Below are 22,615 nucleotides of genomic sequence, written 5' to 3' on the forward strand. Positions count from 1 at the left end.
TTTAAAGCCGGGCTGGTAGATGTTATTTATCCTGGTAGATTATTGTCAAGTGAATCTGTTCCCGGTTGTTTTGCTTGATTTATGATTTTCAAGTCTTCTAGCGTTTCTTGTTTTATTTTATCATAAATGTTTATTTTTTCATTTATGATTATGGTTAACATATCCCATGATTCAATTAGGTCAGCGTGTTTTTTAACTAGAATATTATCATCCACGTTGGAATAGTTTATATAACTATTGTAAATACCTGCACGAGTAATAACTAGTTTAATTCTGCTAACTACTTCCTGACTGTTTAACTCTTCTGGTATATCTTTTGAAAGGTCCTGGGCTGCATCATATAAATTTTGAGCTGCTACAGGTGTATGGTCTAGATTTTCTAATAGATTTTTAAATCTTTCATAATTAGACCAAGCGATAACTTCTTGTTGTGCTTTACCAATAAGTTGCATTTTACTTTGCGCAAAAGTCAAAGTGTTAGGGTCTGTTTTGGTAACTGCGACTGCTTGTTCTTCCTTTTTACAAGAAAATAGAACAAAAAATATTAGTAGTATAGGAAAGCCTTTCATTATTACAAAGATGCTAATATTGCTAGAATAAAAAAACCGCACAATAAAGTGCGGTTTTACATTGCTTCCCACTAATTAATTAGTCATTCATTTCTTCATTATACTCTTCACGAGCTTCTTTCAACCTTTGTGACATAGGTTCATCAGTGTCGTTCAATTCCTCTAAGTATTCTTCAATAGCATCTCTACGATTCTCGTCATACTTTTTACGAGCTTTCAACATTTCTTTGTTTAAGTCATAAAGAGCCTCATCGATTTCTTCTAAATTTTCAAGATTTTCATCTAAAGTAGCTGTGGCTTTTTCATCTTGATATTCTTTCATTTCTTTTTGAACATCTTCTACAGCATCCATTACATCATCTACTTTTAAGTACTCAGGCATGTTGTTAAGCATAGAATTAAAATCCGTAACTAGTGTTTGAGCATAAGTAATTTTTTGGTCTTCTTGTGCATTCATCATATTCATACGGTCCGTTTTCACAGTCTCGTAATCATTAAAATCTACAATCGTTATTATACCTTCATCATCATAGTTTACATTACTCACAAAGTCTGCATAGTTTGCAAGTTCTTCATCCTCATAACCGTCAAATCTTAATCTGGCATCTACAATTTCATCATTTAAATCCTCTACAGCTTCTTGAATATCCTCGATGTGATCTTTAATTGTACTTTCTTTTGTTGATTCATCCTCAAGATCTGCAACTAATTTTTTCATTGCTTTCTCGACGTCATCAACTTCTTTCATGATAACATTAGTTTTCAAGTAAGCTGGCATTTCTTCTACAAAGGTTTGAAATGCTTGATATGCATTTTCACTATTCATTTCATCACGTACATTAGGTGATGTTGATAAGTTTTTTACCTGATTTTGTAATTCTCCATAGGCTGTAAAATTTGAAATATTCACGCTCCCATCGTCCATTACCTGGACATTTGTTTTCATGTCTTGGGCCATGCTTTCTGCCTCATTCTCTGTATAGCTTACGTATTCTCTTGATACGTCTCCTATATCATTGTAAGCTTGTTGCATTTCATTACCAGCATCCTCTACTAGTTCTTCCGTATTTTTCTTTTCATTATTACAAGCAACCATGGCAGCGGCTACTATTAAACTTATTCCAATCTTTTTCATAATATTATTTTTTGTTTGAAATAAAAGTACAGTCTCATCTCAATTATTTTATATAATGAAATAATAATGCATATCGGTTTTTAATTAAATTGTGTTAATAGTTAACATAGTTTGTAATTCTGTTTAGTTATTATTAGATGTTTTGTTAAAAAATAGAGCTTTTTCTACTTCGCTTTCGCGAAAGCGGAATTAATTCTTACATAAGATTGATAATTTCTTATTTATTTACCTATTCGTTAAGTAATCTGATAAGCTGGTGCAATTATATTTGCGCAAACGTTATAATTCATGGCAACAAAGATTTTAGTAATAGGAGCCTGTGGTCAAATAGGTAGTGAGTTAACGGCAAAACTACGTGAACTGCACGGTGCTGAAGCGGTAATAGCAAGCGATATAAGAGAAGGAGATAAAGAAATGATGGAGGCAGGTCCTTTTGAAGTTCTTGATGCTACCGATGCTGATGCAGTAGAGGATATTTGTGCACATTATGAAATAACAGATGTCTATTTAATGGCTGCAATGTTAAGTGCAACTGCTGAAAAATACCCTTCTAAAGCCTGGAATCTAAATATGGATAGTTTATTTAATGTCCTAGATCTAGGTAAAGAAGGTAAAATAGAGAAAATCTTTTGGCCTAGTAGTATAGCTGTTTTTGGACCTACTACACCAAAGGACAATACACCGCAAAAAACAGTAATGGAACCTAGTACCGTATATGGTATAAGTAAACAAACTGGGGAACGCTGGTGCGAATACTATCACAACAAATATGGTGTAGATGTTAGATCCATACGTTACCCAGGATTAATATCCTGGAAGACAATGCCTGGTGGAGGAACTACTGACTATGCCATTGAAATTTTTCATGATGCCATCAACAAAGGAGAATATACGTGTTTTTTAAAAGAAGACACTGCACTACCTATGATGTATATGGATGATGCTATCAAAGCGACAGTTGATATAATGCATGTGCCTAATGATAAAATTAAGGACCGTTCAAGCTACAATTTGAGTGCAATGAGTTTTACTCCACAACAAATCGCTCAAGAAATTAAGAAACATATTTCAGAATTTGAAATTGCGTACGAACCAGATTTCAGACAATCCATTGCTGATAGCTGGCCAGCATCAATAAATGATAAAGAGGCGCGTGAAGATTGGGGCTGGGAACACCATTTTGATTTAGAAAATATGGTTAAGGAAATGATAGTTCATCTTCCTAAAAAATCTTATTTCTAGAGTTTAAGATATAAGTATATTTGTAGCCTAAATTTAATCTATGTCATTTTCAAGTTTATTTGAATCAGGAGAATCTACTAGAAATAAAAGCCATTTAGCTTCATTAGTAAATATTGCAATTACAAACGGTGTAATCTCTGATGAGGAATTAGTTATACTGGGACGTATTAAAACTAAATTGAGTATAGCAGATTCTGATTTTGAGGCTATTATAAAAAATCCATCTAAATACCCAATTAATCCGCCTACTACAAATGAGGAGCGCATTCAATGGTTACACGATCTTTTTAAAGTTGTCTTTGCCGATCATAGTATGGACGAGGATGAGTACAGATTACTAAAAAGATATGCAACAGCCATAGGATACAATGATGCCGATGCTGAATATCTAGTAAAGCGCAGTATCGAAATTTTCTCAGGACATCTAGCTCTTGAAGATTATCGATACCTTTTAAATAAAGACAGGTAGTCTAAATAAATTTTTTGATCTTCAAGTTGCTGTATACGGATTCTAATAATTCGTCGTCAGTATATGGTTTTTGAACCACTTGTTTGAATCCAGATTTCTTAAATTCCGATATTCGCTTTTTGTCAGATTCTGTCGTTAGAGCGATTACCGGGATTTTTTTATTGTGATCATTTGCAAACTCTTTAATCATGTTAAGGAGTTCAATCGCGTCCACTTGAGATAGACTTGATGACATTAAAATAAGGTCATAGTCCTTGTTTTCAACGGCGTTTAATAAATCTCTAGGATCAGAAAATACTATTGTATTAAAGTTCTTTTCATTTACAAGAACTTTAATGGCTGTGTATTGTGTAATTCCGTTGTCCTCTGCAATAATAATTTTTGCTTTTTCAGAAAACGTGGGCTTTGTTGGAGATTCAGTTGGAGCTGCTTTAGGAATATCAACATTCAAAGGAACTTTCACTCTCAAATTTGCTACTTGTACACTATTGCCTGATTCGTCTTTTTCGATATATAGACTTCCATTGTAAACATCTAGAAGTTCTTTGGCTATTGAGAATCCCAAACCTTTAATCTGAATGTCACTAGAGAGTTCAGGAAGATTATTAGACGCTACCGTTTCTGGAATAACACCTTCTCCAGAAATTTTAAATCGCAGACTTGCTTTACTAGCACGTCGTTGATTTTCTTTAACGGTTAAAACTATGTTTTCTCCATTATTAAAATAGATCGCGTTTTCTATAAGGTTTGTCAATATTTGATCTAACCTACGCTTATCAATTTCAATGTATTCAGGTACTTGAGAACCTATTTTTAAGGAAAATGAAAATCCTAAATTAGATGCTTTGGTTGTGTATTTAAACTTAAAATTCTCAAGATATTCTATAAAATTGATTGTTTCTGGATTGAGCTCAATCTGATTTCTTTTAAGAAAAGACAACTCAATAATATCTTCAAGAATCTTCTTTAAGTTTTCACTTTGTTCATAGATAGCTTCTACAAGCTTATTTTGCTCTAGCGGCAAATCACTTTTCACTAGCATAGATGAGAACGCACTTATTAGTGTAAGCGGTGACTTCATCTCGTGAGAAAAGTTTGAAATAAATTTGTTTTTGAAGGAGGCAGCCTCCTCTAACATATCATTTTTAAGTTCTAGAACTTCATTGAATATGTAAGACTCATTTCTTTTTTGAGCAATTTCTTGTAGTCTAGAATAAAATACGCTGTTATCTACAAGCTGAATCGTTCTATTTGAAGCATTCTTACTGAAGCTTATGTCTAAGAGCTTGTCATGTATTTCAACACAGTTTAGTTTTTTTTCCTCTGATTCAAAGTATAAATCAACCTGTGTAAAAAAAGGATGGAATTGCTCTATGCTACTTCCTTCTTTTAGATTAAAAATAATATCGTTTGATGAAATTACTTGAAAGTTCTCATCAAGGACAATTATTTGAGAATTTTGGGGATTGATGTCTAGGTGCGGTGTCATGTAAGCATCATTTTTGTGATTCTTTCAAACATGCGCTGCACATTATTACCTTCTTTGGCACTTACCAAAATATCTAAAAAATCAAATTCATCTTTCTTTTCGGCCATCATACCTTTAGGGATTAGGTCAGACTTATTTCCGACCTTTAAGATAGGGGTTTTTTGATATTTATTTTGAAGAAAGTTTAAATGTTCATCAACTTTACTAAAAGTTTTTGGTCTACTAATATCTGCTACATATATAAACCCATGAGTTCCAAGGAGGTATGCAGGTCTCACTTCTTCAATATCATCTGTTCCTTCTGTATCCCAAATGATAAGATTAACATCATTATCATTTAAATTAAGTTGTTTTTTCATGATATGGACACCTATAGTAACTTTATAGTCCTCAGAAAACTGATCTTCTACAAACCTTCTTATCAGGGATGTTTTACCAACTCCAAAACTTCCTACTATTACAATCTTTTTTGATACCATATTAATTTCCTAATTCAAATTGGGAATATTGCTTTATGAGAAATTGCTGTAATTCTTCTCTTTTTGAAATAAGTTTATTTTTATTAATGTTTTGACTGACCTTTAAATTATGGTCTTCTAATTTATTTTGCAAGTTTTCAGTAAATGTACCGCTTATCGCACTGGCTATGTAGTACTGGTGAAAACTATGTAGATGAATTTCATATAAATCATATTCTATAGACTGTAAATTACGGGTGGATGTTTTAAAAGCATCTTCTACAAATGCTTTAATTGCTGTTAACATGCCACTAATCATATCTTCATCCAGGGTTGCTTTAATTTGATAACTTCCTAATAATATTCCGGAGCCTTTTTCAATTATAAAAACTTGTTCTAATTCTGCCTCGGCAAGATCGCTTATGATAAGTTCTTCTTCCTTGACACCTGTGAACATACTCTTTATTTTTCTTTTAATGGTTTGAACTGAAAATACGTCCTGAGTAGTTTGCTCTATACGCTCAGATAAAATTTTAATTTCTTGTGCGATATATTTTTTTATCATTTGCCCCATAATTGGGTATAGGGCTTCAACTACTTGATCTTTTGATTCGGCGATTTGAGTTTTTAAAGTCTCGGTAATAATTGGTCCTAATTCTTGAGGAATACGTTCGGTAAATTCTAGTAATTCGTCTTGTATTATTGGAGATACCTTTTCTGAAAGTTTAGCACGTTCACGCAAAGTTTCTTCCAGCTTACTGATTTTTACAGAAATGCTCTGTGCATATTCACGTTCGTCAGTAAGTAAGAGAGATTTTAGTAGTTCTAATTTCTCATCGGTATTCATCAAGGAACCTTTTACTGGGCTTTAATTTTCTCCCCAAGTTCTATTAATGAATCTCCAAGCATTTTTCGACTTGTTTTAGCATCATCTAGCTCGTCTAGTCGGTCTTCCATCTTGCTTTCAAGATCAGTAAGACGAATGTTTAGATCAGTAGACAAACTATCAATACTTTTTGATAGCTCTTCTCTAGCATCGTCGATTAAATCTTGAAGTTCCTGCTTTTTTTTCTGAAGATCTTTTTTAAGTAGTTCAAATTCAGAATCATATTGTTGTATGTTTTCTCCAAAAATGAGGTTTTTTATAGCCTCTAATTTTGAATTACTATCAACAACAGCTTCGTTAGGGGTGTTTTTTTCAGGTTGGGCCATCACAATACATTTTCAATTAGCTAAAATACCATTTTTTATTAAATTATGGTATTCTTTGAATAAACTGCTCAGCCTTTTCAACCATGTTTTTGCTTCCGCAAATAAATGGTACCCTTTGATGAAGTTCTTCTGGTTTAAGATCTAAGATTCTTGTGTGGCCATCGCTGGCTTTTCCTCCAGCTTGTTCGGCAATAAATGCCATGGGATTGCACTCATAGAGAAGGCGTAGTTTTCCATTACTTGCCTTGCTGCTTTTAGGGTACATATAAATACCGCCTTTTATCATGTTACGATGAATATCACTTACAAGACTTCCTATATATCTACTAGTGTAAGGTCGATCTCCTTCTTCCTTTTGGCAGTATTTTATGTAATCTTTAATCCCTTGTGGAAAATGCACATAATTACCTTCATTGACACTGTAAATTCTTCCATCTTCTGGAAATTGCATGTTAGGGTGTGAAAGGTAATAGGTTCCCAGCGCTGGGTTTAGAGTAAATCCATTTACACCATGACCTGTAGTGTAAACTAGCATTGTAGATGTTCCGTATATAATGTATCCAGCTGCAACTTGTTGATTACCTGGCTGAAGAAAATCTTCCAGTTGTACCGGTGTTCCTGGTGGTGTTACTCTTCTGTAGATGGAAAAGATAGTTCCTACTGACACATTTACGTCGATGTTTGAACTACCATCAAGTGGATCCATAAGTACCACATATTTACTTGCGTGGTTACCATCGTTACCTTCAATAGTTATAAAGTCGTCATTTTCTTCACTTGCGATACCACAAACGATTTGCCTATTAGTCAATGTCCTTATAAAAGTATCGTTTGCAAAAACATCTAATTTTTGTTGGTCTTCACCTTGGGTATTGATTTCACCTATACTACCAGTAATGTCTACCAGACCAGCCTTGTTAACCTCGTGGTTAACCATCTTTGCTGCTAGTCTTATCGAGTTGATAAGTCTACTTAATTCACCGCTACTATAAGGAAATGCAGCTTGATGTTCTATGATAAATTCTCCTAGGGATTGGTTTTTGGTAGCCATATTTTATATCGTTGCTGCAAATATCTTAATAAATGCAAGTAACTACAACGATGTAGTGCTAACTTTTTTGAATTATACTCTACTAGACTTTAATTTAGCAAAAAAACCATGATAAACATTCGACAGGCCACCCAACAAGATTTTTCTAGAGTTCTTGAATTAATTAATGAATTAGCCCTTTTTGAAAAGGAGCCCGATGCAGTTGAAATTTCAATAGAAGATTTAATTCAAAACGGGACAGGAAATAATCCTCTTTTTACTTGCTTTGTAGGTGAATATAAAGGTAATATTGAAGGAATGGCATTGTGCTATCCCAGATTTTCGACATGGAAAGGTGTTACCATTCATCTAGAAGATTTAATTGTTACTCAAAAAATGAGAGGAGTTGGTTTAGGAAAAGCCTTATATAACGAAGTTCTTAAACACGCGTTAAAAAAGGGTGCAAGGCGAGTAGAATGGGTAGTGCTGGATTGGAATACACACGCTATTGATTTTTACAAGAATACTGGAGCAACCGTATTTGACGAGTGGCGAGTTGTTCAAATGGATCACGGTTCTTTAACGGCTTATATTGACAAACAGTAATGAGGATATTCAAATTTGGTGGAGCATCGGTTAAAGATGCAAATGGTGTAAGAAATGTAGTTAACGTATTGCGTATTACTGGATTTCGTGATTTAGGAGTGGTAGTTTCAGCAATGGGTAAAACAACAAACGCTCTTGAAGAAATACTTGCACGATATCAAAAAAATGATAATTCTTATCTAAAATTGATTGATAAACTCTACGAGCAACATAATGAAGTTATTGTAGAGTTAGAAGAGGTTACAGATTTCATAAATGAGGATGAGGTATTACGCTTTCGCGAAAGCGGAATAAAAAATAAACTTAAAGGAATTATTGAAGCTTTAAAGGGCGAGTTGTTACGTAATAAAACAAAGAACTACAGTTTTTTATACGATCAAGTCGTAAGTCATGGAGAACTTATTTCAACTAAAATTGTTGCAGCTTTTTTAAATGCCTGTAACATTCCTGTGCAATGGGTGGATGCAAGAGAATTAATTAAAACTGATACTAAGTACCGGGATGCTGGAGTGCAATGGCAGGAAACAGAAAATGCTATTAAAAATATAAGTGGCTCCTCGTTCCTTACTCAAGGATTTATAGGAAGCGATGACAATGGTTTTACAACCACGCTAGGTAGAGAAGGAAGCGATTATACAGCTGCTATCCTTGCATATTGTCTGGATGCCGAAAGTGTCACTATATGGAAAGATGTTCCTGGTGTTCTAAACGCAGATCCTAGAGTGTTTCATGACACTGTTTTGCTAGAAAAAATCCCATACAACGAGGCTATTGAATTAGCATTTTATGGAGCGAGTGTCATCCATCCTAAAACTTTACAGCCTTTACAAAGAAAGAGTATACCACTACATGTGAAGTCCTTTTTAAATCCTAAAGAAAACGGGTCAACGATTACTCACTCAAATACCTTATTACCTGAAATTCCTTGCTATATCGTTCGTAAGCATTTGATTTTTTTAAGAGTTTCTTCTAGAGATTTTAGCTTTATAGGTGAAGGAAATATTTCGGAAATATTTCACGAGTTGAGCGAGGCTAAAATGCAGGTAGGTTTATTACAAAATTCGGCAATAAGTTTTTCAATTTGTGTTGAAGATAAATACAGTCTAATAAATGTTCTATTGTCTAGATTACAAGAACGTTACGACGTAAGCGTGGTAAAGAATGTTGCTTTATATACGATTAGACATTATAATGGTGAAAAAGTAGCTAGTATTGAAAATGAGCAGCAGGTATTACTAAAACAACGCACACAAGAAACCTTGCAGGTTGTCGTTAAACAATAGTGACTTAACATTTATAGTATATTTGTGAGTCAATCTATTAATTGACCAGGACTTTATTTTATGGGACTTGTAACTGCCAAAGAGGTCGCAAAAGCGATAAATATTGATAAATACGGTGCATTAGGTACTTTAGGCGGTTGGTCGTTGATGAAAATCTTGAGACTTTCTGCTTTAAATAGAAAGTATGATAAATTTAAACATCTGCAAGGTTCAGAATTTTTGAATGCCTTACTGGATGATTTACAAATTTCCTTTGAGATTCCAGAAGAGGATTTAAGACGTATACCAAAAACAGGACCGTTTATAACTATTTCCAATCATCCCTTGGGTGGAATTGACGGTATATTATTACTAAAATTACTTCTAGATAGAAGACCCGATTTTAAAATTGTTGCAAACTTTTTATTACATCGTATAGAGCCCTTAAAGCCCTATGTAATGCCTGTAAATCCTTTTGAAAATCATAAGGATGCAAAAAGCAGCACAGCAGGTTTTATGCAAGCCATCAGGCATTTAAAAGCAGATCAACCTCTAGGGATTTTTCCTGCTGGTGAGGTTTCAACTTATAGAGATGGTAAATTGGTGGTAGATAAAGAATGGGAAGAGGCGGCAATGAAACTCATACATCGTGCTCAAGTACCTGTTATTCCAATCTATTTTCATGCAAAGAACAGCAGGTTATTCTATAGACTTGCAAAGATTTCTGACACATTGCGTACGGCAAAGCTTCCTAGTGAATTATTAACTCAGAAAAAGAGAGTTATTAAAGTGCGAGTAGGAAACGCAATCCACGTAAAACATCAGCAAGAGTATACCGATCTAGGAGAGTTTACTGATTTTCTTAGAAAAAAGACATACATGCTTTCTAGAGCATACGATGAATCAGGTAAAAAGTTTACTGATTTACCTAAAAGCATAAAACTTCCTAAAGCTCCTGAGCGTATCGTAGGTCACGTTAAGCCTGAAGATATGGAAAAGGAAATCGAATACCTAAGAGAGAACGACAAGAGGTTATTGATCTCTAAAAACTATGAGGTATTTCTAGCTGAAAGTAAATCTATTCCAAAGATTTTACATGAAATTGGTAGGCTGCGTGAAATTACTTTTAGAAAAATAGGTGAAGGAACGAATAAATCTATTGATTTAGACAAATACGATTCCTATTATCATCAAATGTTTCTCTGGGACAAGGATGCAAAATGTATCGCTGGTGCTTATCGTATGGGAATGGGGCAACAGATCTACAAGAAATATGGTATCGAAGGTTTTTACTTAAATGAGCTCTTCAGGTTTGACAACGAGTTACATAAAATGATGAGCGAGAGTATAGAGATGGGACGAGCATTCATTACATCGGACTATCAACAAAAGCCTATGCCACTGTTTTTATTATGGAAAGGAATTGTGCATTGTACACTACGTTTCCCGTCGCACAAGTACCTAATTGGCGGAGTGAGTATTAGCAATAAATTCTCAAATTTTTCAAAATCATTAATGATTGAATTTATGAGAAGTAATTATTACGATCCTTATATCGCACAATATATAAAGCCTAAAAAAGAATTTAAAGTTAAGCTGGCCGATGCTGATAAGGATTTCATTTTTGACGAATCTCAGGCTGATTTAAATAAATTTGATAAGCTTATTGATGAGCTAGAGCCTAATGAATTAAGGTTGCCAGTACTCATTAAAAAATATGTAAAGCAAAATGCTAAGGTCGTAGCTTTTAATGTAGATCCTTTATTTAATGACGCTATTGACGGTCTTATGTATATACGAATTGCTGATTTGCCAGAAAGCACAGTTAAACCTGTGATGGAGGAATTTCAAGCAGAAATGGAGTCTAAATATTTTAAAAACGGAGATTCAAAATCTACCTATTCTGAATAAAAAAAACCGCCATCTTTAAAATGGCGGTTTTTTATTGAAATGATTCTATTTGTTAGAACCAAGGTTTTCTGCCTGCTTGATAAGTGTTGTAGAACTCTTCATCTGACTTGGTCAGGTAAATAATACCTTCTATTAAACCTACTGCATAAGTAGCCATAACTATGAATATACCAAAAAACAGACAGGTCGTAATCCATCCTATCACGGTAAGTCCAGCAAGAATGAACCCTTCTTTTTGATAACCTAGAATAAACTTGTGTACCCCAAAACTACCTAAGAAAATTCCTAGAAGTCCTGCAAGTAATTTTTTATTATCTCCATTGTTTACCGTGTCATTTAAGCCACGTTGAAAGTCTCGTGCACTTTCTTTTGCAGCATCAGCGGCTTCATTAAATGTTTCTTTTGTGCTGTCATAGGCATCCGATGCAGATTCTTTTGCCTTGTCAAAGGGGTTGTTTTCCTCGCTCATAATTATTGGTTATTAAGGTTGTTAATGTTACAATATTACTGTTTTTCAAATAATTCTTCTTGCTTAGGTTCCCACAATTCGACTTTCCTACCATCACAATCTATGATCCAAGCAAATTTACCGTAATCAAATTCCTGCATATCTCCTTCTTGTTGAATGCCAGAATTTTGTAAGTCTGCTAATAATTCTATAAGATTATCAACACGATAATTAATCATGAATTTTTGCTCTTTTGGGTAGTAAGTAGTATCTGCAGGAAAAGGACTCCACTGTTGACTAGCTTTGGGTTCTCTTTTTACTTCTTCTGACATAAAAAAAGTACATCCATATTGATCAGTATTTAATCCCAAATGTTTTTGATACCATTGTTTTGTTCTTTCAGGATCGTTACAAACAAAAAATATTCCTCCTAATCCAGTTACTTTAGCCATGATTCTTAATGATTTTATCGGCAATAACTTCTGCCAATTTATACTTTGATTCAATCGTCCATCCAGCCACGTGAGGACTCAATATCACATTTTTCATACTTATAAGCTCTTTAAACTCTGGTGGCATGGTATCATTTTCAAATAATGATGTAAAACTACTCTTTTCAAATTCTAGTACGTCTAATCCAGCTCCTAATATCTTTTTACTCCTCAAGGCCGTGACTAAATCCTTAGTGACAACCGCCTTTCCTCTTGCAGTGTTAATTAGATAGAACGCTTTCGCGAAAGCGTTAATAAAATCTTCATTCACCATTCCTATCGTTAGATCAGTTTGTGGTGTGTGCAATGAGAGAACATCTGCCTGTTGCTGTAATTCCTCAAGGGTTACCTGGCTGGCATTTTCATCTTGTAAACCTGACTTTAAATCATGAAAAATCACCTTGCAGTCAAACCCTTTAAGTTTTTTGGCAAATGCTTTACCCATATTCCCGTAACCTATTAATCCAATGGTTTTTCCATCTACCTCGATGCCGCGATTTTCTTCTCTTTGCCAAAGGCCGTTGCGCACCTCATGATCTGCCGTATGTAGTTTATTAAAAAGGGCTAGTAACATTCCTAGTGAGTGCTCACCTACTGCATTGCGGTTACCTTCAGGTGCGTTATAGCATACTATTCCCAACTTGCTTGCGGTTTCAAGATCAATGTTTTCTAATCCAGCACCTATTCTTCCTATAAACTTAAGATTCTTGGCCTTCTTTAGAAAGGTTTGATCAATAGGGAATCTACTACGTACGATTAATCCATCGTACTGTTCAACTGTTTTTTCAACTTCTGCTTTTGCAGAGTTAAAATCACATTCATTTTGAAATCCAAAATCAGACAGTTTCTGAATCAAAATAGGGTGGTTCTCGTCTAGATGTAAAACCTTCATAGGGCAAATTATAGGGTAAAAATAATCATTTCATAATGGTGCGGTTCTTGTAATTAAGAATAAAAAACTACTTTTATTTAATAATTTAAAACATAAAAAGAATGGGTTTAATGGGGTACTACATTATCGGAGGATTGGTAATGCTGGTAAGTATGTATGTAAGTAATAAATTGAAATCTAAATTCAAGCACTATTCAAAAATTCATTTACGTAATGGAATGTCTGGGGCAGAAATAGCTCAAAAAATGCTAGACGATAATGGCATAACGGATGTAAAAGTAATTTCTGTAAAAGGTCAATTAACAGATCACTACAATCCGGCTAATAAAACGGTTAATTTGAGTGATGTGGTGTACTCTCAACGTAACGCAGCAGCCGCTGCTGTTGCGGCTCATGAGGTAGGTCATGCGATACAACATGCTACAGCTTACTCATGGTTAGGAATGAGGTCAAAACTAGTGCCTGTAGTAAGCATCGCATCACGATTTTCACAATGGGTTATTATCGGTGGGATCACACTTGCCGCGACTACTCAATTTGGAAATACTCTACTATTAATAGGTATTCTAATGTATGCTACAGGAACTTTATTTTCTTTTATCACCTTGCCAGTTGAGTATGATGCTAGTAATCGTGCTCTAGCTTGGTTAGAAGGGAACAATATGCTTACTAGAGAAGAACATGAAGGCGCCAAGGATGCCTTAAAATGGGCAGCACGTACCTATCTGGTTGCTGCTGTAGGTTCACTCGCCACACTTTTATACTTCTTGTCTATATATTTAGGAAGAAGAGATTAAAAATTCTCAAATTAAAAAAGCCTCTGATATTTCAGAGGCTTTTTTTGATTGGGTTAAAGAAGTTTTTATTTTAAAATAACTAGAAACTTATTACGCTTACCTCGCTGTAAAAGCATTAAGTCACCAGCAATAATATCGTCTTCATTTATAGATCTTTCCTCGGTTATCTTATTTTTATTTATGGATAAACTATTTTCTTTAAGAGCTCTTCTTACTTCACTATTAGATTTTAGGAATCCAGTAGTCTCTGCAAAGAATTGAACTAGGTCTATCCCATTTTCAACCACTTTGCGATCTACTTCTACTTGCGGAACACCTTCAAAAATCTCGAGTAAAGTAGCTTTGTCAAATTTGTTCCATTGCTCTGGTGTCACCGTTTTACTAAATAGAATTTGTGAAGCTTCTACAGCTGTTTCATAAGCTTCTTTACCATGGACCATAACGGTTACTTCTTCAGCTAGGCGTTTTTGAAGAGATCTTCGGCCTGCATCCTGCTTGTGTTCTTCGATTAATTGTTCACATGTTTCCTTGTCTAGAAAAGTGAAAATTTTAATCCAGTTTTCAGCATCGGCATCCGTAGCATTAAACCAGAATTGGTAAAATTGATAAACACTTGTTTTGTCTGCATCTAACCATATATTTCCCGATTCTGTTTTACCGAATTTCGTACCATCAGCCTTAGTAACTAAAGGAGTAGTAAGTGCATAAGCTTTTCCACCAGCCTTACGTCGTATTAACTCTGTACCAGTGGTGATATTTCCCCATTGGTCACTACCACCTATTTGCAGTTTACAACCCATTGTTTCATAGAGATGTAAGAAATCATATCCCTGAAACAGCTGGTAGGTAAATTCTGTAAAGCTCATGCCATCCACTTCACCCGTAAAGCGTTTTTTCACGCTATCCTTGGCCATCATGTAGTTTACAGTAATGTGTTTACCAATATCTCTAGCAAAATCGATCAGGCTAAATTCTTTCATCCAGTCGTAATTATTCACTAGAACTGCACGAGTACTTTCATCACCAGATTCAAAATCAACAAATCTAGATATTACGTTTTTGACACCTTTTATATTTTTATCTAGAATCTCTTGGGTAAGTAAGTTACGCTCACTGCTTTTACCACTTGGATCACCTATCATACCAGTGGCTCCACCTACAAGTGCAACCGGTCTGTGACCAGATCGTTGTAGGTGCATGAGTAAAATGATTTGTACTAGACTTCCTATGTGAAGAGAATCTGCAGTAGGGTCAAAACCTATATAACCAGTAACAGTTTCCTTGTTAAGTAGTTCTTCAGTATCGGGCATGATATCATGTATCATTCCTCTCCATCTCAATTCATTTACAAAATCGTAGGACATAAGCTTGTGTTTTGACCTGCAAATATATGGGGTTTTGGCAGTTTTGTAGCACTGTGATCGTGATGTATTCATTACTTTTACAACATGATTCTTATCACAGGAGCAACTGGATTATTAGGAGGACATTTGTTATATCGCTTTCGCGAAAGCGCAACACAAATAATCGCCATTTTTAGAACAGAGAGTAGCAAGGATAAAGTACGCCGCATTTTTGAATCGTACGACAAAGAAAGTGGACATCTTATTGAAAATTTTAATTGGGTAAAGGCTGATATTTTGGACGTGCCTAGTTTGAACCTTGTCTTTAACAATGTTAATCAAGTATATCACTGTGCAGCGGCTATTGAAGCAAATAATTTTGAAGAACTTGAAAAGATAAATGTCACTGGAACTGCTAATGTTATTAATACGGCATTGCACCACAAAGTAGAAAAATTTTGTCACGTTAGTAGTATAGCCGCTTTAGGAGATGCTCTGGCAGGAAAACCAACTAGCGAGGAAGACTTCTTTAATTTGGACGGACTTAATAGTGATTATGGCATTACAAAATATGGTGCCGAAATGGAGGCCTGGCGTGCTACTCAAGAAGGTATGAAGGTTATAATTGTCAATCCTGGAGTTATTCTAGGCGAAGGTGATTTTAATTCAGGATCGGGTAAGTTAATATCTAGAACAGCTGGCGGGAATAAATTTTATACTACGGGTAGTAGTGGTTTTATAGATGTACGTGATGTTGTGCATTACATGGTTAATCTCATGGAAAGTGATGTGGAAAATGAGCGTTTTATCCTAGTGTCTAACAATCTTAATTACAAAACTGTTCTTGATCAAATAGCAGGTCATTTAAAGGTAAAAAAGCCTAATATCAAATTAAGCGCATGGTTTTTACAGTTTCTATCTATACTATCTCAGCCTATAGGCTGGTTAGGAGGTTCAAGTTTAACTAGTGCCACAGTTAAGAGTCTCACTAGTGAAACGTATTATAGTAACGATAAAATAAAAGCTGTCTTCCCGAATTATGAGACCAAGCATTTTGATCAAACCCTACAAAGGGTTACAACTTTTTATAAGAATCTAAATTAATTTTCTTCTTTTAAATTATTGATACTATCCCTTTCTAATAGTGTGTTTAAGGGTGTTTTTAATTCACCTAATTTATTTTCACGTTGTTGACGTGCTGCAATGCTATCCTTGATGGTGTTTAATTTAGATTGAGTGAGCTCAATCATTTCCATATATTCATCAGGTCTTTGGTTGTAGTATTCCAAATTCTCTTTAAATACAAGACTGTCGATTTGATGTTTCTTATAAATATAGGCTGTAGGAAGAGTGCCTGTTTTCATAAAATTATCACGATTTGTTCCTATCGCACCTTCAATCAAATACAAGTCGGCAAAAACATCAGACATCTTCTCAATATCAAGAAAGGATTCTGGACGTTCCACTTTATTGATATTAACACAACCTACAATTGTGATAAAGAGTATGAAAATTATTTTTTTCATCGATTGAAACTTAATTCTTGGGCATTTCTTTCTGCACTTACTTTAAAGTTGTGATAGGCTATGTGACCATTAACGATAGTATGTGAAATTCTACTTTTAAAAGTAACACCTTCAAAAGGAGACCATCCACAGCTCGCAAGAATATTATCTTTGGTGACAGTCCATGGGTTATTGGTGTCTACAATAACTAAATCTGCTTTATATCCTTTTCTTATATAGCCACGTTTTTCGATGTCAAATAATCTCGCTGGATTGTGGCACATTTTTTCAACCACCTTTTCAATAGAGATTTTTCCTTCATGTACAAATTGTAACATGGCTGGTAAAGCGTGTTGAACTAAAGGACCACCACTAGGGCAGTTTGTATAAGTGTTTGATTTTTCTTCAATAGTATGTGGCGCATGGTCTGTAGCTATTACGTCAATCCTATCATCCAATAGCGCTTCCCATAATTGATCTCTATCACTTTTTGTTTTTACCGCAGGATTCCATTTTATAAACGCTCCTTTTTCTTTGTAATCCTCGTCACTAAACCACAAGTGATGTATACAAACCTCGGCAGTGATTTGTTTTTGCTCTATAGGTAATTTATTATCAAAAAGCTCGGTTTCCTTACCGGTTGACAAATGAAAAACGTGAATTCTCCCACCAGTTTGTTTAGCAAGCTCAACGGCCTTTGAGCTACTTTTATAACAGGCTTCTGCACTGCGTATTTTTGGATGTTCGGTTATTGGAATTTCTTCACCATATGTATTTAGAGCCTCTTGTAAATTTGCTTTTATGGTGTCTTCATCTTCACAGTGTAGCGATATTCTAAGCTTTACTTTAGAAAAAATTTCTTTAAGAACTTCCTCGTCATTCACCAGCATATTCCCTGTTGATGATCCTAAGAACAATTTAATACCAGGTACTCTATTAATGTCCACTTTGAGTATTTCATCAAGGTTGTTATTAGTACCACCAAACATGAAACCATAATTAGCATGACTAGTTGCTGCTGCAATAGCCATTTTATTTTCCCACTCTGGAATAGTGATGGTTTGTGGTTTTGTATTAGGTTGTTCCATAAAGGTGGTTATACCACCAGCTACAGCAGCAGCACTTTCTGAAGCGATGTTACCTTTATGAGTAAGACCTGGTTCTCTAAAATGTACTTGATCATCAATTACACCTGGTAGAACATATTTTCCTTCGGCATCAATAATAATGGTGTTAGGATCTTTAGCACTTATTGATTCATCGATTTCAAGAATAGTATCACCTTCAATGAATATGTCTCCTTCAAAAACGGTTCCTTCATTGACAATTTTAGCATTCTTAATTAAAGTCTTTTTCATATTTCTAATTTCCCTAGTACACTCTTTATTTTCATAGCTATTACACCAATAATAGCCTCGCTTATTATTCCCTTCGACATTTTAGATTCACCTTTTGAGCGGTCAGTGAAAATGACTGGTATTTCAACAATTTTTGCTTTCAATAAGTAGGCTTTGAACTTAAGTTCAATTTGGAAAGCATAGCCCACAAATTTAATCTTATCTAAATTAATTTTCCTTAATAAACTTGATTTATAACATTTGAATCCTGCTGTCGTGTCATGGATATCCATACCAGTTATGAATCTCACATATTTTGATGCAAAATAAGATAGTAATATGCGACTCATAGGCCAGTTAACCACGTTGACACCTTTGACATAACGGCTACCTATAGCGAGGTCCGCGCCATGTGTAGCACATGCTTCATAAAGAATAGGAAGATCAGCTGGATTATGACTAAAATCAGCATCCATTTCAAATATAAAGTCATATTCTCTTTTTAAAGCCCATTTAAACCCATGGATATAGGCCGTTCCCAGACCAGCTTTATTTTTTCTAATTTCTAAATGCAGTCTATTGTCAAAGTTTTTCTGGATCTGTTTTACTTCATTTGCAGTGCCGTCTGGTGAATTATCGTCTACGACTAATAAATGAATGTCATCATTTAAAAGTAATACTGCATTACAAATGGATGAGATATTTTCAATCTCATTATAAGTAGGTATTATGACTAAAGTCTTTTTCATATAGCAGGCGCAAAAATACTCAAATATTCTACCCTATTTTAAACGACTAGTTGAATAGCTTATTTTTGTGTTCACTTGCTTATGAGTCCACTCGCACAAAATTTTGATTGGTTTTTTATAGTACTTACTACATTACTCGTTTTTGTGGTGATTGCGCGTTACATGTCTAGTATTCAAATTACCGATTACTTATCTGTTTTTATAAATGACAAAATAATAAAAGTAACCTTGGACGAGCCTAAAACTTACAGATGGATTCATGCAGCCTTAATCATTTGCTATTTTGTTGCTCTTACAACCATAGCCCAACTAGTTTGGGGTGATAACCACCTTATAAGTAAGGAATGGGTAATGAAACTGCTTTTAATCATCTTGTTTTATAGTTTTCAATACTTTGTGTCAAAAATTTGTTCTGTAATAACAAAGACAGAGGATGTTGTTTATTTAGGCTGGCACTATAGGTGGTTTATGAGAAATGGGTTTGCTATTGTTGCTATTTTATTTGCTATTGTAGCAGCGTTTAAAAGTTTGCAGCACGATATCCTTGTTATAGCGGGAATTACAGCTGTATTCATGGAAATACTTATCAGTATTTTAATTATAGTTAAGTTAAAGAAGGTTCTTTTAAACAATTGGTTTTATTTTATTTTGTACCTTTGCGCCCTTGAAATCGCACCCTACTTACTTTTGTATAAGTATGTTAAGGGTGGATAATTGAAATTGCATATGGACAACAAAGTGAAAACAATTCTGGTTTCACAGCCACAACCAAAGGCTGAAACCTCACCTTATCAAAATCTTGTAGATCGTACTAAGGTGAAGATTGATTTTCGCTCTTTCATTCACGTGGAAGGCGCGAGTGCTAAGGAGGTAAGAGAACAAAAAATTGATCTTTCTAAGTTTAGTGCTATCATCCTTACTAGTAGAAATGCCGTTGATCATTTTTTCCGCGTTGCTGAAGAAATGCGTTTTAAAATTCCAGACTCTCTAAAGTATTTTTGTCAGTCAGAGGCTGTAGCTTATTACTTGCAAAAATATGTAGTCTATAGAAAGCGTAAAATTTATGTAGGTAAAAGGACTTTTGCAGAGCTTACTCCTCTTATCAAAAAGCATAAAAACGAATCTTTTTTAGTTCCTAGTTCTGATAAATTAAAGGATGATGTGCCTAGAGAGCTTGATTCGCTAGGAGTGAATTGGAAGAGTGCTGTTTTCTTTAGAACAGTAATTAGTGATCTTTCTGACCTTGCAGATGTAAAATACGACGTTCTAGTATTTTTTAGTCCTAGTGGTATAGAGAGTTTGTTCAAGAATTTCCCTGACTTTGTACAGGATAAAACTCGTATTGCTGTTTTTGGTAACACTACGATGAAAGCAGCGCAAGAAAAAGGTCTTCGAATAGATATTCAGGCACCTACTCCAGAATCGCCTTCTATGTCAATGGCGATCGAGAATTATATTAAAGGAAAATAAAAGGTAGAGTTTTCGCTTTCGCGAAAGCGAAACTTAATAAAAACAAAAAAGGCTTCTCAATGAGAAGCCTTTTTTAATTGTGTTATTCACTAATTACTGGTGGACCACCAGCAAGGATTTCTTCACTAGCATAACTTTCAAATTTTTTGAAGTTATTCATAAAGTAATCTCTTAATTTATGTGCGGTCTTATAATAACCTTCATCATTGTTCCATGATTTTCTCGGGCTTAAAACTTCGTCAGGCACGTTAGGGCATGTTCTAGGTTGCGCCACGCCAAACATAGAGTGTATGTGATAATTGTCTTTATTTGCCTCTTCTAAACTTCCGTCAAGGGCTGCGGTAATCATCGCTCTTGTATATTTAAGCTTCATTCTGTGGCCAACTCCATAAGGACCACCAGTCCATCCAGTGTTCACTAGCCAAACGTTGGTGCCAGTTTCCTTCATTTTGGCGCTCAACATTTCAGCATACTTAGTTGGATGTAAAGGCATAAAAGGAGCTCCAAAACAAGCTGAGAAACTAGGTTGTGGTTCATTTACTCCAGCTTCAGTACCAGCTACCTTTGCAGTATATCCACTAATAAAGTGGTATGCAGCTTGTCCTGGCGTAAGTTTTGAAATTGGAGGTAACACACCAAAAGCATCTGCTGTAAGGAAGAATATATTTTTAGGATTCTTTCCTTTTGATGGTTGCTTGATGTTTTCAATATGATAAATAGGGTAGCTTACTCTGGTGTTTTGAGTAATACTAGTATCTGCAAAATTAACGGTGCCATCCTCATTGAAAATCACATTTTCTAAAATAGCTCCTGGTTTAATCGCATTATAGATCTCAGGTTCACCCTTTGGGTCTAGGTTTATGACTTTGGCATAACAACCACCTTCAAAGTTAAAAACTTCATTGTTTGAGGTCCAACCGTGCTCATCGTCACCGATAAGCGCTCTATTAGGATCGGTCGATAAAGTAGTTTTTCCTGTTCCACTTAAACCAAAGAATATTGCTGTATTTCCATCCTTACCTACATTGGCACTACAGTGCATAGGTAATGTGTTTTTGTCTACAGGAAGAATGAAGTTTAAGGCACTGAAGATACCTTTCTTGATTTCACCTGTATATCCTGTTCCTCCAATCAAAGCAATTTTTCTTGAAAAATTCAAAATTGCAAAATTATGTTGTCTGGTATGATCAACCTCAGGATTAGCCATAAATCCTGGAGCGTTAATTACCGTCCATTCTGGATCAAAGTTGTCTAATTCGCTTTCATCAGGTCTTAAAAACATATTGTGAGCAAACATGTTAGACCATGGATATTCATTAATCACTCGTAGATTAAGTCTATAGTCATCATGTGCACATGCATAAGCATCTCTCACAAAGAGCTCTTTTCCATTTAGGTATGCTGTAACTTTTTCTAATAAAGCATCAAAATGATCCGGTTCAAAAGGAATATTGATGTCACCCCACCAAATTTTGTCAGATGTTACATCGTCTTTAACGATAAAACGATCCTTTGGGGATCGTCCTGTAAATTCACCTGTGTTTACGGCTAGGGTACCGTTTTTAGTTTCCTTACCATTGAAACGCTCTACGGAGATTTCTTGCAGATCTTTTGGTGCAAGTTGGTAATGTAATTGAGAATCTGTGATTCCCCATTTTTCTAGTGAGATAGTTCTCATAGCTAGTGTATTTGAACCCATGTTGTGTGGTTTGGGAGTTAAAATTTGATGCAAAAGTAACGCACTATAACGTTGTAGTACAACCTTTTTAACGTTTTAATTTTAAAAAATTGTACACGTTTACAGCCCATCCTATGATTAAAAGCAGCCCACCAATTGGTGTAATTGGTCCTAGAAACTTTAATGTAATTCCCAGTATTTCCTGTAAACTAAGTAGGTAAATACTAAATGAGAAGAAAATGGTTCCTATAGTGAATAAATAATAAACGGTTTTTTTGTGAGTAGCGGTTGCTTGATCGATTAAACTCATAATTAATAAAGCAAATCCGTGGTAGATTTGGTATCTAACTCCTGTTTCAAAACTTGCCAATTGTTCTGGTGTAAGTGCTTCTTTTAAAGCATGCGCACCTAATGCTCCTAGTATCACTCCGATAAGGATAAATACACTTCCTGTGACTAAAAAATTCTTTCTCACAAAATTTTCTTTTGATTATTATCTATGTACTTTGGTCTAAAATTACA

The 22,615-nt window shown here is 34.9% G+C and carries 25 protein-coding genes; 9 read left to right on the forward strand and 16 right to left on the reverse strand.

The annotated features are described in order from the left end of the window. Positions 1 to 26: 26 nt before the first annotated feature. Together BST93_RS04020 and BST93_RS04025 are read right to left on the reverse strand one after the other, a co-directional pair. Positions 27 to 569, reverse strand: a complete 543-nt coding sequence (locus tag BST93_RS04020; protein ID WP_105018176.1) for a hypothetical protein — start codon at positions 567 to 569, stop codon at positions 27 to 29. Between the two features lie 79 nt (positions 570 to 648). Beyond that, positions 649 to 1,704 carry a hypothetical protein gene (locus BST93_RS04025; RefSeq protein ID WP_042276233.1) on the reverse strand — a complete coding sequence of 352 codons (1,056 nt, stop codon included), beginning with the start codon at positions 1,702 to 1,704 and terminating at the stop codon, positions 649 to 651. Between the two features lie 288 nt (positions 1,705 to 1,992). Between BST93_RS04025 and BST93_RS04030 the strand changes: the two genes are divergently transcribed. Next, positions 1,993 to 2,946: an NAD-dependent epimerase/dehydratase family protein gene (locus BST93_RS04030; RefSeq protein ID WP_105018177.1), complete on the forward strand. Its 954-nt coding sequence runs from the start codon at positions 1,993 to 1,995 to the stop codon at positions 2,944 to 2,946. A 40-nt stretch (positions 2,947 to 2,986) separates the two neighbouring features. Next, entirely contained in the window at positions 2,987 to 3,415 is a 429-nt protein-coding gene (locus tag BST93_RS04035) for a TerB family tellurite resistance protein (RefSeq protein WP_105018178.1), read from the forward strand. Between the two features lies 1 nt (position 3,416). On the opposite strand, the gene BST93_RS04040 is transcribed toward BST93_RS04035, so the two are convergent. The 5 genes from BST93_RS04040 to fbp are packed head-to-tail and all read right to left on the reverse strand — an operon-like array spanning position 3,417 to position 7,625. Next, the gene (locus BST93_RS04040) at positions 3,417 to 4,904 is read right to left on the reverse strand and encodes a hybrid sensor histidine kinase/response regulator (protein WP_105018179.1); all 1,488 of its coding nucleotides are present in this window, start codon (positions 4,902 to 4,904) and stop codon (positions 3,417 to 3,419) included. Beyond that, the gene (locus tag BST93_RS04045) at positions 4,901 to 5,383 is read right to left on the reverse strand and encodes a Rab family GTPase (protein WP_042276225.1); all 483 of its coding nucleotides are present in this window, start codon (positions 5,381 to 5,383) and stop codon (positions 4,901 to 4,903) included. Before BST93_RS04045 ends, BST93_RS04040 begins: the two co-directional genes overlap by 4 nt. Position 5,384: 1 nt before the next feature. Then, positions 5,385 to 6,209: a cell envelope biogenesis protein OmpA gene (locus BST93_RS04050; protein WP_085775610.1), complete on the reverse strand. Its 825-nt coding sequence runs from the start codon at positions 6,207 to 6,209 to the stop codon at positions 5,385 to 5,387. Positions 6,210 to 6,220: 11 nt separating this feature from the next. Next, on the reverse strand, positions 6,221 to 6,574 hold the full coding sequence (locus tag BST93_RS04055; protein ID WP_042276221.1) for a hypothetical protein: 354 nt from the start codon (positions 6,572 to 6,574) through the stop codon (positions 6,221 to 6,223). A gap of 43 nt (positions 6,575 to 6,617) precedes the next feature. Beyond that, positions 6,618 to 7,625, reverse strand: coding sequence for a class 1 fructose-bisphosphatase (fbp, locus tag BST93_RS04060; RefSeq protein WP_085775611.1), 1,008 nt, complete (start codon positions 7,623 to 7,625; stop codon positions 6,618 to 6,620). Positions 7,626 to 7,733: 108 nt separating this feature from the next. Between fbp and BST93_RS04065 the strand changes: the two genes are divergently transcribed. From BST93_RS04065 to BST93_RS04075, 3 genes are read left to right on the forward strand one after another with little or no spacing between them, the layout of a single operon-like run. Next, positions 7,734 to 8,210, forward strand: a complete 477-nt coding sequence (locus tag BST93_RS04065) for a GNAT family N-acetyltransferase (protein WP_105018180.1) — start codon at positions 7,734 to 7,736, stop codon at positions 8,208 to 8,210. Further along, on the forward strand, positions 8,210 to 9,493 hold the full coding sequence (locus tag BST93_RS04070) for an aspartate kinase (protein ID WP_105018181.1): 1,284 nt from the start codon (positions 8,210 to 8,212) through the stop codon (positions 9,491 to 9,493). Before BST93_RS04065 ends, BST93_RS04070 begins: the two co-directional genes overlap by 1 nt. A 60-nt stretch (positions 9,494 to 9,553) precedes the next feature. Continuing rightward, complete coding sequence (locus BST93_RS04075) at positions 9,554 to 11,383, forward strand: GNAT family N-acyltransferase (RefSeq protein ID WP_060523295.1); 1,830 nt, start codon at positions 9,554 to 9,556, stop codon at positions 11,381 to 11,383. Positions 11,384 to 11,435: 52 nt separating this feature from the next. Here the strand turns inward: BST93_RS04075 and BST93_RS04080 are convergent, their stop codons facing one another. Genes BST93_RS04080 through BST93_RS04090 form a run of 3 tightly spaced genes read right to left on the reverse strand, consistent with a single transcriptional unit; the run spans position 11,436 to position 13,214 of the window. Then, a complete protein-coding gene (locus tag BST93_RS04080; protein WP_042276214.1) occupies positions 11,436 to 11,852 on the reverse strand; it encodes a TM2 domain-containing protein in 417 nt (138 codons plus the stop codon). A 35-nt stretch (positions 11,853 to 11,887) separates the two neighbouring features. Continuing rightward, the gene (locus BST93_RS04085; RefSeq protein ID WP_308736853.1) at positions 11,888 to 12,283 is read right to left on the reverse strand and encodes a VOC family protein; all 396 of its coding nucleotides are present in this window, start codon (positions 12,281 to 12,283) and stop codon (positions 11,888 to 11,890) included. Beyond that, positions 12,276 to 13,214: a 2-hydroxyacid dehydrogenase gene (locus BST93_RS04090; RefSeq protein ID WP_105018182.1), complete on the reverse strand. Its 939-nt coding sequence runs from the start codon at positions 13,212 to 13,214 to the stop codon at positions 12,276 to 12,278. Before BST93_RS04090 ends, BST93_RS04085 begins: the two co-directional genes overlap by 8 nt. A gap of 101 nt (positions 13,215 to 13,315) precedes the next feature. Between BST93_RS04090 and BST93_RS04095 the strand changes: the two genes are divergently transcribed. After that, positions 13,316 to 14,011, forward strand: coding sequence for a zinc metallopeptidase (locus BST93_RS04095; RefSeq protein WP_060523291.1), 696 nt, complete (start codon positions 13,316 to 13,318; stop codon positions 14,009 to 14,011). Positions 14,012 to 14,076: 65 nt separating this feature from the next. Here BST93_RS04095 and tyrS read toward each other — a convergent pair whose 3' ends face one another. Continuing rightward, positions 14,077 to 15,375, reverse strand: a complete 1,299-nt coding sequence (tyrS, locus tag BST93_RS04100) for a tyrosine--tRNA ligase (RefSeq protein WP_105018183.1) — start codon at positions 15,373 to 15,375, stop codon at positions 14,077 to 14,079. Positions 15,376 to 15,459: 84 nt separating this feature from the next. Here tyrS and BST93_RS04105 point away from each other — a divergent pair, with 84 nt between their 5' ends. Beyond that, positions 15,460 to 16,458, forward strand: a complete 999-nt coding sequence (locus BST93_RS04105) for an NAD-dependent epimerase/dehydratase family protein (protein WP_105018184.1) — start codon at positions 15,460 to 15,462, stop codon at positions 16,456 to 16,458. Here the strand turns inward: BST93_RS04105 and BST93_RS04110 are convergent. The 3 genes from BST93_RS04110 to BST93_RS04120 are packed head-to-tail and all read right to left on the reverse strand — an operon-like array spanning position 16,455 to position 18,945. Beyond that, the gene (locus BST93_RS04110; RefSeq protein WP_105018185.1) at positions 16,455 to 16,880 is read right to left on the reverse strand and encodes a DUF4296 domain-containing protein; all 426 of its coding nucleotides are present in this window, start codon (positions 16,878 to 16,880) and stop codon (positions 16,455 to 16,457) included. The genes BST93_RS04105 and BST93_RS04110 overlap by 4 nt on opposite strands. Beyond that, positions 16,877 to 18,217 carry a dihydroorotase gene (locus BST93_RS04115; RefSeq protein WP_105018186.1) on the reverse strand — a complete coding sequence of 447 codons (1,341 nt, stop codon included), beginning with the start codon at positions 18,215 to 18,217 and terminating at the stop codon, positions 16,877 to 16,879. Before BST93_RS04115 ends, BST93_RS04110 begins: the two co-directional genes overlap by 4 nt. Then, positions 18,214 to 18,945 carry a polyprenol monophosphomannose synthase gene (locus BST93_RS04120; RefSeq protein ID WP_042276199.1) on the reverse strand — a complete coding sequence of 244 codons (732 nt, stop codon included), beginning with the start codon at positions 18,943 to 18,945 and terminating at the stop codon, positions 18,214 to 18,216. The genes BST93_RS04115 and BST93_RS04120 overlap by 4 nt, the downstream gene beginning before the upstream one ends. 81 nt (positions 18,946 to 19,026) lie before the next feature. Between BST93_RS04120 and BST93_RS04125 the strand changes: the two genes are divergently transcribed. Both BST93_RS04125 and BST93_RS04130 read left to right on the forward strand, forming a co-directional pair. Further along, positions 19,027 to 19,659: a DUF4271 domain-containing protein gene (locus BST93_RS04125; protein WP_105018187.1), complete on the forward strand. Its 633-nt coding sequence runs from the start codon at positions 19,027 to 19,029 to the stop codon at positions 19,657 to 19,659. 12 nt (positions 19,660 to 19,671) lie between these two features. Next, positions 19,672 to 20,415: a uroporphyrinogen-III synthase gene (locus BST93_RS04130; RefSeq protein ID WP_042277252.1), complete on the forward strand. Its 744-nt coding sequence runs from the start codon at positions 19,672 to 19,674 to the stop codon at positions 20,413 to 20,415. 82 nt (positions 20,416 to 20,497) lie between these two features. On the opposite strand, the gene pckA is transcribed toward BST93_RS04130, so the two are convergent. Together pckA and BST93_RS04140 are read right to left on the reverse strand one after the other, a co-directional pair. Further along, positions 20,498 to 22,114, reverse strand: a complete 1,617-nt coding sequence (gene pckA, locus BST93_RS04135) for a phosphoenolpyruvate carboxykinase (ATP) (protein ID WP_105018188.1) — start codon at positions 22,112 to 22,114, stop codon at positions 20,498 to 20,500. 67 nt (positions 22,115 to 22,181) lie between these two features. Beyond that, entirely contained in the window at positions 22,182 to 22,568 is a 387-nt protein-coding gene (locus BST93_RS04140) for a DUF423 domain-containing protein (protein WP_105018189.1), read from the reverse strand. Positions 22,569 to 22,615 lie beyond the last annotated feature (47 nt).

This window comes from Nonlabens tegetincola (assembly GCF_002954355.1).
Taxonomy (GTDB): Bacteria; Bacteroidota; Bacteroidia; order Flavobacteriales; family Flavobacteriaceae; genus Nonlabens; species Nonlabens tegetincola.